At 62.0% G+C, this 11,107-nt stretch carries 10 protein-coding genes; 7 read left to right on the plus strand and 3 right to left on the minus strand.

Annotation, left to right across the window (positions count from 1 at the left end):
• From ACIP9X_RS17270 to ACIP9X_RS17295, 6 genes are all read left to right on the plus strand, one after another.
• Positions 1-1,083 (plus strand): enoyl-CoA hydratase/isomerase family protein, encoded by a 1,083-nt coding sequence (locus ACIP9X_RS17270; RefSeq protein ID WP_400480980.1) that lies wholly within the window; start codon positions 1-3, stop codon positions 1,081-1,083.
• 52 nt (positions 1,084-1,135) lie between these two features.
• Positions 1,136-2,047, plus strand: coding sequence for a 3-hydroxyisobutyrate dehydrogenase (gene mmsB / locus ACIP9X_RS17275; protein ID WP_400480981.1), 912 nt, complete (start codon positions 1,136-1,138; stop codon positions 2,045-2,047).
• Positions 2,044-2,820, plus strand: coding sequence for an enoyl-CoA hydratase (locus ACIP9X_RS17280; protein ID WP_400480982.1), 777 nt, complete (start codon positions 2,044-2,046; stop codon positions 2,818-2,820). Before mmsB ends, ACIP9X_RS17280 begins: the two co-directional genes overlap by 4 nt.
• Positions 2,821-2,891: 71 nt before the next feature.
• Entirely contained in the window at positions 2,892-4,391 is a 1,500-nt protein-coding gene (locus ACIP9X_RS17285; RefSeq protein WP_400480983.1) for an aldehyde dehydrogenase family protein, read from the plus strand.
• Between the two features lie 3 nt (positions 4,392-4,394).
• On the plus strand, positions 4,395-5,630 hold the full coding sequence (locus ACIP9X_RS17290) for a CaiB/BaiF CoA transferase family protein (protein ID WP_400480984.1): 1,236 nt from the start codon (positions 4,395-4,397) through the stop codon (positions 5,628-5,630).
• Positions 5,627-6,457 (plus strand): enoyl-CoA hydratase/isomerase family protein, encoded by an 831-nt coding sequence (locus ACIP9X_RS17295; protein ID WP_400480985.1) that lies wholly within the window; start codon positions 5,627-5,629, stop codon positions 6,455-6,457. Before ACIP9X_RS17290 ends, ACIP9X_RS17295 begins: the two co-directional genes overlap by 4 nt.
• A gap of 39 nt (positions 6,458-6,496) precedes the next feature.
• On the opposite strand, the gene ACIP9X_RS17300 is transcribed toward ACIP9X_RS17295, so the two are convergent.
• The 3 genes from ACIP9X_RS17300 to ACIP9X_RS17310 form a co-directional block, all read right to left on the minus strand.
• Positions 6,497-7,030 carry a MarR family winged helix-turn-helix transcriptional regulator gene (locus tag ACIP9X_RS17300; RefSeq protein WP_400480986.1) on the minus strand — a complete coding sequence of 178 codons (534 nt, stop codon included), beginning with the start codon at positions 7,028-7,030 and terminating at the stop codon, positions 6,497-6,499.
• 387 nt (positions 7,031-7,417) lie between these two features.
• Positions 7,418-8,323, minus strand: a complete 906-nt coding sequence (panB, locus tag ACIP9X_RS17305; RefSeq protein ID WP_400480987.1) for a 3-methyl-2-oxobutanoate hydroxymethyltransferase — start codon at positions 8,321-8,323, stop codon at positions 7,418-7,420.
• Positions 8,324-8,415: 92 nt separating this feature from the next.
• The gene (locus ACIP9X_RS17310) at positions 8,416-9,867 is read right to left on the minus strand and encodes an aminobutyraldehyde dehydrogenase (RefSeq protein ID WP_400480988.1); all 1,452 of its coding nucleotides are present in this window, start codon (positions 9,865-9,867) and stop codon (positions 8,416-8,418) included.
• Between the two features lie 256 nt (positions 9,868-10,123).
• Here ACIP9X_RS17310 and ACIP9X_RS17315 point away from each other — a divergent pair, with 256 nt between their 5' ends.
• The gene (locus ACIP9X_RS17315) at positions 10,124-10,987 is read left to right on the plus strand and encodes an ABC transporter ATP-binding protein (RefSeq protein ID WP_400480989.1); all 864 of its coding nucleotides are present in this window, start codon (positions 10,124-10,126) and stop codon (positions 10,985-10,987) included.
• Positions 10,988-11,107: the final 120 nt, after the last annotated feature.

An 11,107-nucleotide genomic window follows, 5' to 3' on the forward strand; every position in this document is an offset into this window, starting at 1 on the left:
ATGCAAAACGAAGCAGTACAGGACAACGAGATCCTCATCAGGCGCGACGGCCGTCTGGGCCACATCATCCTGAACCGGCCCCGTGCCATGAACGCGCTGACCCACGGCATGGTCAACACCATCGCGTCGACGCTGGCGGAATGGGAGGAGGACGACGACGTCTCGACTGTTCTGCTGTCAGGCGCCGGCGAGCGGGGTCTGTGTGCCGGCGGGGACATCGTAGCTATCTACCGTGACATTCTGGACGGCGGGCAGGAGACAGCCCGCTTCTGGAGGGACGAGTACCCTCTGAACGCCCGGATTGCGGGGTATTCGAAGCCCTTTGTGGCAATGATGGATGGAGTGGTGCTCGGCGGCGGAGTCGGCGTTTCTGCCCACGGATCTGTCCGCGTCGTGACCGAGCGCACGAAGATCGGTATGCCGGAGACCGCTATTGGTCTCGTTCCCGACGTAGGCGGCACCTACCTTCTCTCCCGTGCCCCGGGCGAGCTGGGCACGCACGTGGCGCTGACCGCGGCCACCATCACCGGGCCTGACGCCATCGCCTTGGGGCTGGCGGACTTCTTCTTGAGCAGTGGCACGCTGCCCGCGCTGGCACAGGCCTTGGGCAATACGGATGCCCGCCAGGCGGTGCAGGCGTTTGTACCGGACTGGATCCCCCCGTCGGCGCTGGTTTCGGAGCGGGAGTGGATTGATGAATGCTACGCGTTCGACGACGTTGAGGCGATTATCGATGCCCTTCAACAGTCCTCTGCGCCGGCTGCCCGCCAGGCGGCAGAACTCATCCTGGCCAAATCACCAACGGCAGTGAAAGTAACGCTCGAGTCGCTCCGTCGGGCACGCCAGATGCCCCTCCTCGAAGAGGCTTTGGACCAGGAATACCGGGTTTCCCTTCGTTGCCTGGCGGGCAGCGATTTCCGCGAAGGTATCCGGGCGCAAGTCATCGACAAGGACCGCAACCCAGGCTGGTCGCCGCCGTCGCTGGCTGAAGTCTCGACCGAGGCGGTCGAAACGTACTTCGCCGACCTGGGTGCCGCAGAACTCGGGCTCGTCGCGGAAGCGATGCACCATCTCAACAAATAGCCCAACTTGTCACGACACAGGCTTCATGCCGCCAAGCTAGGAGAAGAATTTCATGACCAAACAGATAGCCTTCATCGGACTGGGCAACATGGGTGGGCCCATGGCCGTCAACCTCGCCAAGGCAGGTTACACGGTGAGGGGTTTTGACCTTGCGCCCGCAGCCCTGAAATATGCCACGGACAACGGAGTTACCGTGGCGGCTTCGGCGGCAGCGGCCGCCCAGGACGCCGACGTCGTCATCACCATGCTGCCTGCCGGCAGGCACGTCCTCGCGGTCTACCAGGGCGAGGGCGGGCTCCTCGCTGCCGCCAGACCAAACGCCCTGTTCCTGGACTGCTCGACAATTTCCGTCGAGGACGCGCGGACCGCCCATGAACTCATTGAGGAGGCGGGTCACCACGGCCTGGACGCCCCGGTCTCCGGTGGAGTCGTCGGGGCGGAAGCAGGAACGCTGACCTTCATGGTCGGCGGCAACGAGGGGGACTTCGCCAACGCAGAACCCGTCCTGAAAGCAATGGGCAAACGCACGGTCCATTGCGGCGGACCGGGAGCGGGGCAGGCCGCCAAGGCCTGCAACAACATGATCCTGGGCGTCTCCATGATCGCGGTGTCCGAGGCCTTCGTGCTCGGCGAACGGCTCGGCCTGTCCAACCAGGCACTCTTCGATGTCGCCGCCAATGCCACCGGCCAATGCTGGGCGCTGACCACCAACTGCCCCGTGCCCGGACCGGTGCCCGCCAGCCCCGCCAACCGGGACTACCAGCCGGGCTTCGCCAGCGCTCTCATGGCCAAGGACCTGGGCCTCGCGGCCCATGCCATGGAGTCCACCGGAGTCGATGCCCGGTTCGGCGCGATGGCCGAAGAGATCTACCGCCGCTTCGCCGAAGGGGAAGGCGGGCAGCAGGACTTCTCCGCCATCATCAACGAAATCCGGGCGAATTCCAAGACGAAGGAAATGGCATGAACGATTATCAGAACATCCTTGTCAAACAGCAGGGCCGCGTCGGCATCATCACCCTGAACCGTCCGGAAGCCCTGAACGCGCTGAACGATGCCCTCGGCAAAGAGGTCTTGGCCGCAGCCAAGGAATTCGACCAGGATCCGGGTATTGGGGCCATTATCATCACCGGCTCCGGGCGGGCCTTCGCTGCCGGCGCCGACATCAAGGAGATGGCCTCCAAGTCATACATGGACATGTACCTGGCGGACTGGTTCGCGGCTTGGGACCAGCTTGCCCGGGTCCGCACACCGATGATCGCGGCGGTTGCAGGACACGCCCTCGGCGGCGGCTGCGAGCTCGCCATGATCTGCGACATCATCATCGCCGCCGATAACGCCAAGTTCGGCCAGCCCGAGATCAAGCTGGGACTCATTCCCGGTATGGGCGGATCCCAGCGCCTGACCCGCGCGATCGGCAAAGCCAAGGCCATGGACATGGTGCTCACCGGACGGACCATGGGGGCCGAGGAAGCCGAACGAGCCGGCCTCATAGCCAGGGTAATTCCTGCGGCAAACCTGATGGACGAGGCCCTGGCCACCGCCGAAACTATCGCCGGCATGTCCAAGCCCGTAGCAATGCTCGCGAAGGAAGCCGTCAACGCCGTTTTCGAGACATCCCTGGCCGAAGGAGTCCGCTTGGAACGCCGGCTCAACCATTCTTGCTTCGCGATCGAGGACCAGAAAGAGGGGATGCAGGCCTTCATCGAGAAACGTTCCCCGCATTTCAGTCACCGTTAGCTCCACCGTCTTCACCCGTAAGCCAACTTGGACTCCATGAGGCCGCAAAAAATTCTTGAATGCGAGGAAGTATGACTGAGGTAAGCGTTGCACCCACGATCGAGTTTATCGTGGGGGACAGAGATCACTTGATGTGGATTGACGGCGAGCGGACCGAGGCTGCCACGGGGGAGTGGCGCGAGGTCAAGAATCCCGCGCGCCGGGACACCGTGATTGCCCAGGTGCCCTCGGCCGGTGCCCAGGACGTTGAGCGGGCCGTCGCCGCATCGCGCAGGGCCTTTCCGGGGTGGCGCTCACTGCACTTCAGCGAGCGTGCCCGTGCGCTGTCCCGGATCGCCGACGATATCGAGGCCCGGTCCGAGGACTTCGCCCGGCTGACCGCCCTGGACACCGGCAATGCGCTACGCACCCAGGCCCGTCCCGAGGTGGCGACCCTGGTCTCCCTGTTCCGCTACTTCGCCGGAATTTCGGGGGAAGTCAAGGGTGCCACGCTGCCCGCCGGCGACAACCAGCTGCAGTACAGCCGGCTGGAACCCCTCGGTGTAGTCGCCTGTATCCTGCCGTGGAATTCGCCGCTGATGATCGCCGGCTTCAAGGTACCCGCCGCGCTGGCCGCGGGCAACACGGTGATCCTGAAGGCCGCCGACGACGCTCCGCTGACCATCCTGCTGCTCGCGGAGATCTGCAACCGGCACCTGCCCGCCGGCGTCGTCAACGCACTTACCGGGCGCGGCAGTGTCATCGGTTCAGCGCTGGCACGGCACCCGGGAGTGGACAAGGTTTCATTCACCGGATCCACTGAGGTTGGGCGTGGTGTCGCACGCACGGCCGGGGAGCGGCTGGCCCACGTTTCGCTGGAGCTGGGCGGCAAGAACCCCTCCATCGTCTTCCCTGATGCGGTTGATGACGAATTGATAGACGGTCTGCTCGCCGCCTCACGGTTCACCCGCCAGGGTCAAAGCTGCACAGCAGGCTCCCGGCTGTTCCTGCACGAGGACGTCTACGACGAGGTCCTCGGTCGGCTGGTGGCCAAGCTCGGTGCCCTGAAGGTCGGCGACCCTCTGGACGAGGCCACCGACATGGGTGCCATCATCAACAACAGCCAGTTCACCCAGATCAGCCAATACCTGGAGGAAGGGCGCGCCAACAAGGATCTGGACGTGCTGCTGGGCGGCAACGTGCCCTCCGAAGGCCCTCTGACCGAGGGCTACTATCACCTGCCCACCGTCTTCGGGGGCGCGAAGAACGAATTCCGGCTCGCCCAGGAGGAAATCTTCGGCCCGGTCCTGACGGCCATCCGCTGGAAGGACGTTGACGACGTCATCCGCATGGCCAACGACACCCACTTCGGACTTGCCGCGTACGTGTGGAGCCACAATCTGGACAACGCCCTCAACACCGCCCACCGCTTGGAAGCAGGCTGGGTCCAGATCAACCAAGGCGGCGGCCAGGCAGTGGGACAGTCCTACGGCGGGTACAAGCAGAGCGGGATCGGCCGGGAGGTGTCCCTCGAGGGCATGCTGGCGGGCTTTACCCAGACCAAGCAAATCAACGTCAAGCTGCGGGGCTGAACCATGACTGAATCAACAGCGGCAGCCGCCCCCCTGGCCGGCATCACGGTCCTGGATCTCAGCCGCGCGCTTGCCGGTCCCTTCGCCACGGCACTCTTGACTGACATGGGCGCGGCAGTTATCAAGGTCGAGAGCATCAAGGGCGGTGACTCGACCAGGTCCTGGCCGCCCTTCGAGAATGACCACAGCCTCTATTTCGACTCCACTAACCGGGGGAAATCATCCCTGGCCCTGGATTTCTACAGCCCCGAGGGACAGGGACTGTTACGTCAGCTGGCGCTGGAGGCCGACGTCCTCGTGGAGAATTTCCGACCGGGTGTCCTCAGCGAGATGGGACTGGATCCGGCGGGGCTGCGCGCCGAAAAGCCCGGGCTGATTATCGCCTCCGTGAGCGGCTTCGGCACGACCGGTCCGCTCAGCCAGGCGGCGGGGCTGGACCAGGTGGCCCAGGGCATGTCCGGCCTTATGTCCATCACGGGCGCGGACTCGGAGACCGTGTACCGCGTTGGGGTGCCTGTGATCGACATGTACGCCGGCGTGTTCATCGCGTTCGGCATCGCCTCAGCCCTGGCCGGCAGGGAACGCAACGGGGCAGGGATGGAAGTTTCGACGTCGCTCCTGGAATCCGCGCTGGCCATCTCGTCCTTCCAGGGGCAGCGCTACCTCAGCACCGGCGAAGTGCCCGTGCCGCAGGGCAACAATCACCCGGTGCTTTCACCGTACGGCGTTTTCAAGACCGCCGACATTCCGGTGATCATCGCCGTCGGTAACGACAAGCAATGGCGCCAGCTGTGCGAACTGGTGGGTGATCCCGGCCTGGCCGATGAGCCGGAGTATGTCACCGGCCGCGACCGCACTCTACATCGGGACGCCCTGACAGCCCGCCTCGAAGGACTGCTCGCAGCCCGCCCGGGATCTGAATGGGTGCAACTGTTCCGGGCCGCTGGAATCCCCACCGGGCCCATCTATAACTACCGGGAAGTTTTCCAGGACCCGCAAGTCCAGGCCTTGGACATGGTCCGGCACGTCACACGAGATGACGGGTCACCCCTGCCGCTGTTGCGCGGACCGCTGTCCATCAACGGCGTAGGCACGCCTATCCGCAAAGCCCCACCTGCGTTAGGCGGGGACACCCGACGGGTGTTGGAGGGGCTACAGCTTAGCGAGGAGCAGATCGCCGGGCTCCTTCAGTCCGGTGTGGTGAGAGAAGCTTTTGTTCCAGAGGACGTGCCGCTATGAAAACCGCAAGGGAGGAAACTGTGATCGGTTCGCTCCAGGTCGAATATGACGGTCCGGTTGCCACGATCGTGCTGGACAACGCGCGTCGGCGCAATGCGATGACGAAGGACATGTGGCAGCAGTTCGAGCCACTACTGGACCGTCTGGCAGCCGATGCATCGGTCAAGGTGGTGGTGGTGCGCGGGGCGGGTGAGAACTTCTCCGCCGGGGCAGACATCAGTGATCTCAAAGACATCCTGCATGATCCCGGTACCGGCCGGCACGACGGCGGCCATGTCACCGCCGGCGAAAACGCCCTGGCCAGCTTCCACAAACCCACCATCGCCGCCATCGATGGCTACTGCATCGGCGGCGGCTGGCAAATCGCCGGTGCCTGCGACATCCGGATCGCCTCCGACCGGTCAACATTCGGCATCACACCGGCAAAGGTCGGCATCGTATACCCGCTGTCCGGCATTGAACGGCTGGTAAGGCTGGCCGGGCCAGCGACGGCGAAATACCTCCTCTTCAGCGGAGACTTCATCCCGGCCGCCGAAGCAATGGCCCTTGGCCTGCTGGCAAGAGTGGTACCCCAGACCAGCTTCTGGACCGAAGTCACGGAATTCGCCGGACGAATGGCGTCCCGTTCCCAGCTGTCCATCCAGGCCATGAAGGACATCGTGGACGTCATTTCGGCCGGAGGTTACCGCTTGGGGGAGACCAACGCCGAATGGCAACGTGAGATGGCACTCAGCGGCGAGCCGGAAATCGGTATCGAGGCGTTCCTCGCAAAGCAGACGCCTGAATTCAAATGGACGGGGCGCGATTCCCGGCTGCTCGATCTTTAGAAGCGTTCCGGTACTCTGCTGGAGCTGCCCGCCGGGACGTCAGTACTCGTCCCGGCGGGCATTTTCGTCGAAGTCGCCCGCCTGGCGCCGGAAGCGGCCAAGGGTTTCAATCAGGACGTCAACCTCTTCACCAGTAAATCCGGTGTTAGTGAACACCGCCGCGTTCAGGTCCTTGGTTGCTGCCAAAACAACAGCCCGGCCTTCAGAGGAAATCTGCACCAAGGTGGCTCTCCCGTCCGTTGGATGAGCAACCCTGCGCACCAGCCCTGCACGTTCCAACCGGTTCACCGCGCTTGTCACGCTCGTCGGGTGAACCTGCAAACGTGCACTGGCCTTCGCCATAGGCAACGACCCGGTCCTGGTGAAGCTGAGCAGCGCCAGCAGTTCATAACGTGCAAACGACAACCCATGCGGTTTAAGTACGGCTTCGATACGGCCGAGCAGGATCTGCTGGGCCCGCATCAGAGCAGTGACCGCAGCCATGCCGTCTGCGGCATCGCCCCAACCGTGATCCTGCCACTGGCGCCGCGCCTCGGCTATCGGGTCCTTGAGCAGCGGAAGGGAACCCGACACATCATCTCCTACATTCAGGGCCAGCTATTGCAACGTACTCCGTTCTGATTCTCTCATTCGGCTGCGCCATATTTGGTGTCGGCACTCCCGTAGCCGATCTACGGCAAGGTTTCTGGATTCGGCCGAGCCGCGTTGGGACGCCAACAGTTGAAGATCTTGCAGCACGAGGTTCTTCGCATTCTGCTTTCGTTGAGGACCCCGACGCCATTTTCGGGAACTGCTCCCTTTGAGAGGCGTGATGCCCGGCGTTTGCGCTTCGGAAAGGTAGCTGCCTTCCGGGGCTGAGCCTCCACAATGTGCAAAAGGGTCATAAAAAACCAGATCACGCATCAGTTCTCCTCAAGGTACCTTGAACATGTCAAGCACAGCAGGGAAATCCACAGGTGGCTAAAAGCAATGTTCTGGGCCCGGGAACTGACCGGCTCGTACTTCCTGGCCGTAAGCTTTGGCGATGTCTGAAAGCGAGGAGCGCATGTCCGCGTACTGCTTAACGAATTTTGGCATCTTTCCCTTGCGCAACCCCGCCATGTCCTGCCAGACGAGTACCTGTCCAGTCGTTGAGTTTCCGGCCCCGATGCCTATGGTGGGAACCGGTATGGCCTCGTCAACAGCCGCTGCAGTGGCAGAGGATACCATCTCCATGAGTATGCAGAAGGCGCCTGCCTCTGTAAGAGCCACTGCATCGTCGATCAGCCGCTGCCCGTCGTCGCCCCTGCCCTGAACGCGGTAGCCACCAAGGGCATGCTCGCTCTGCGGTGTGAAGCCGATGTGGGCAATGACGGGGATCCCGGCTCCGACCATGGACCTGACGGAGTTTGCGTAGAAGCTGCCGCCTTCGATCTTTACGGCATGTGCCAGCCCTTCCTTAAGGAATCGGATGCCCGTGGCTACCGCCTGCTGCGGGGACACTTCGTAGCTGCCGAATGGCAGGTCGGCGACGACGAGGGCACGCTTCGCGGAGCGGGCAACGGCGCGGCAGAGCGGGAGGAGCTCGTCCACAGTAATTGGCAGACTCGTTTCATTGCCAAATACATTATTGGAGGCCGAATCGCCGACGAGGAGCACGTCGATCCCTGCTTCGTCGAAAATTTCTGCCATGTATTGGTCGTAGGCCGTCAGCATCGCGAAACGCTCGCCGTTATCCTTTGCCTGCTGCAGATGATGGGTACGGATCCGTCCCACGGGCTTTCCGGCAGCATCCGACGTTGGGCGGTTCAGCGCGGTTGAACCAGGTCCGTAAGGAGCCGGAACTTCTGCGGCCACTGACATACGAGCACCGGTGCTATCCATCATGGAATTCTTCCTTCCTATTAGTCTTTCATGAAGCCGAAAGAGACGCCGAAGGGGCCCACTAGGAAAAGTGGGCCCCTTGGTGGCGGACAGGTCTAAGCAGTCAGGTCAGGTTTGACCATGACGTGCTTCAGCTGGGAGTACTCGTCGATGCCGTGGGCTGTGAGTTCGCGGCCAAGGCCGGACTCACCGTATCCACCGAAGGGCATCTCAGATGCGGTGAATATGTGCGTGTTCACCCAGACGGTGCCGAACTGCAGTTCCTTTGAGAAGCGCATCGTCCTTGCGAGATTGCTGGTCCAGACGCTTGCTGACAAACCGAAGTTCACATCGTTTGCGAACTTGAGCATTTCGTCATCGTCTTTGGCAGCCTGGATGGTCACGACGGGTCCGAAAACCTCGTTCTGCACAATCTCGTCCGTCTGCTTCACATTCGTCAGAACTGTGGGCTCGATAAACCAGCCCGGCCTGTCGACGCGGTTTCCACCGACACGCACCGTAGCACCTGCCTCCTGGGCACGTTCAATGAAACCAAGTACCTGGTTCATGTGGTGCTCCGAGATAACGGGGCCCATCGTGGTCGCGGGGTCAGATGGGTCACCGACGATCAATGACCTCACCTCTTCGCAGTACGCCTCCACAAACTCGTCGTAAACCGACTCCTCAACAATGATCCGGCAGGCCGCAGTACAGTCCTGGCCGCTGTTCGAGTAGCCGAACTCAACGAGGTCCCTTACTGTTTCGCGGAGCGGGCTGTCCGCAAAAACCAGTACGGGCGCCTTGCCTCCAAGCTCCAGGCTGACGCGCTTCACCGTCTTCGCCGCAGCTGCGGCTACGAATTTGCCTGTGGAAGTCGCTCCGGTAAGTGCAATCTTGCGGATGCTCGGATGCTCAACCATGGCCGTGCCACTCTCCCGGTCCCCGATAATGAGGTTGAGAACCCCCTCGGGCAGGAAGCGGTTAGCAACCTCGACGAGCTTGATCGTCGTGGCCGGCGTTAGCGTTGCTGGCTTGAGCAGCACTGTATTGCCAGCTGCAAGGGCCGGGGCAATTTTCCACACCGCCATGAGGAGTGGATAATTCCAGGGAGTAATCAGGCCGACGACTCCCAAGGGCTCGCGACGTACCCAAGAGGTACTTCCGTTTGCGTATTCACCGGTAGCTGGAACCGAGGAAACACGAGCAGCTCCGGCGAAAAAGCGCATAACGTCCCACATCCAGGGCATATCGCCCAGCGCATGGGTGATCGGCTTGCCTACATCTTCGCTTTCAAGCCGCGCAAATTCCTCGGCCTCTTCCTGGATGGCGTCCGCGATCTTGAGCAGAACCTCGGCACGTTCGATGGGTGTAGTGGATCCCCAGACTTTGAACGCTTCCTCAGCCCGCTTGACCGCAGCATTCACGTCCTCCCGGGTGGCACGGCGGTACCGGGCAACAACATCACCGGTCGCCGGATTGATCACTTCGGAGACATTTACGTCATCCGGTCCTGCTGCAAAGGTTGCAGCGAGGCCACCTTGATTCTTCTGAACTACTGTCGTGGTCAAGAAGGACTCCTCACATCATGTTTGTTCGGGCATGGCAACCCTTTCGAGGACCGCGGCTAGCATCCCACCGGGTTAGTTTGCAAAACCATCTTCGTGCCAACTGCAACTCAGCAGAACTGTGAAACTCACAACGGAGAGGATCAATTCTTCATGAACTTACAAGCCAGGGCCAGGAGATCCGCCAGTATGGTGGCATTTACTCCCGCTCCCGCCTCGCGAGCCTGGAGCGCCAAAAAATGCTTGAGGAGATCTTGGAATGAAGGACCAGCCGAACCGGGAAAATGTGCTCGAGCTGGAAGATGTGACTTTCCGTCGGGGTGACAGGGACATCATCAGCCGAATATCTCTGTCCGTACAAGCGGGAGAGCACTGGGCGCTGCTAGGCGCCAACGGCGCTGGGAAGAGCACCCTCATGAAACTCTGCGGAGCGGTTGCCCACCCCAGTTCCGGGACGGTGCGGGTTTTGGGCGAACAACTGGGACGGGTGGACCTGCAGGCCCTGCGCCGATCTATTGGTCACGTGAACCCGCGGCATCAAGTTCTTGCGCCCCTCACGATCCGCCAAGTTGTGCTGACCGGATTGACAGGCAGCAACGAGCTGCCTCAAAGGTGGGCTCCAACCAACACGCAGTCAACGCGTGCCGACGCGTTGCTCCACGATGTGGGCCTGGGCCAAAAGGCTGGCTACCGCTGGCCGAACCTGTCCCAAGGGGAACGGGGACGGGCGCTGATAGCCCGAGCACTCATCTCGTCACCCAAGCTGCTGCTGCTGGATGAGCCCTGCACAGGATTGGACGTCGCTGCCCGCGAACAACTCCTCGAAACCGTTGACGCTCTTACCTGCACGCACCCGCAGATGGCATCCATTCTGGTTACGCACCACCTCGAAGAACTGCCAACAACTACCAGTCACGCCCTGCTGATTGCAGACGGCGTTGAGGTCGCAGCAGGTCCGGCCACAGAAACCATCACGACCGAGAACATCTCTACCGCTTTCAGGCATCCCATTGAAGTTGAACATCGTCACCGTCGCTGGGGCGCCCGTGTTGGCCGACGACTCAGCTTGTCTGCCTTTATGGACCAGGAAAGGGAGATGGCCCTCGCCCTAAGCGACCGCTGAGTGCTATCAGGGGGGTGCCGAATGATCTTTGTCCGGATGGCCCTGTCCGGATAACACTTTGACCATGCCGCGGACTTGGAACAAGCTCTCGAATAAATCCTGCTTAAGAAAGGGGGGCAA

This window comes from Arthrobacter sp. NPDC093125, assembly GCF_044754225.1.
Classification (GTDB): domain Bacteria; phylum Actinomycetota; class Actinomycetes; order Actinomycetales; family Micrococcaceae; genus Arthrobacter.

Excerpts from the sequence above, each read along its gene's own strand:
- ACIP9X_RS17270 (WP_400480980.1), top strand. The coding sequence starts at position 1 with ATGCAAAACGAAGCAGTACAGGACAACGAGATCCTCATCAGGCGCGAC.
- mmsB (WP_400480981.1), top strand. The coding sequence starts at position 1,136 with ATGACCAAACAGATAGCCTTCATCGGACTGGGCAACATGGGTGGGCCC.
- ACIP9X_RS17280 (WP_400480982.1), top strand. The coding sequence starts at position 2,044 with ATGAACGATTATCAGAACATCCTTGTCAAACAGCAGGGCCGCGTCGGC.
- ACIP9X_RS17285 (WP_400480983.1), top strand. The coding sequence starts at position 2,892 with ATGACTGAGGTAAGCGTTGCACCCACGATCGAGTTTATCGTGGGGGAC.
- ACIP9X_RS17290 (WP_400480984.1), top strand. The coding sequence starts at position 4,395 with ATGACTGAATCAACAGCGGCAGCCGCCCCCCTGGCCGGCATCACGGTC.
- ACIP9X_RS17295 (WP_400480985.1), top strand. The coding sequence starts at position 5,627 with ATGAAAACCGCAAGGGAGGAAACTGTGATCGGTTCGCTCCAGGTCGAA.
- panB (WP_400480987.1), bottom strand. The coding sequence starts at position 8,323 with ATGATGGATAGCACCGGTGCTCGTATGTCAGTGGCCGCAGAAGTTCCG.
- ACIP9X_RS17315 (WP_400480989.1), top strand. The coding sequence starts at position 10,124 with ATGAAGGACCAGCCGAACCGGGAAAATGTGCTCGAGCTGGAAGATGTG.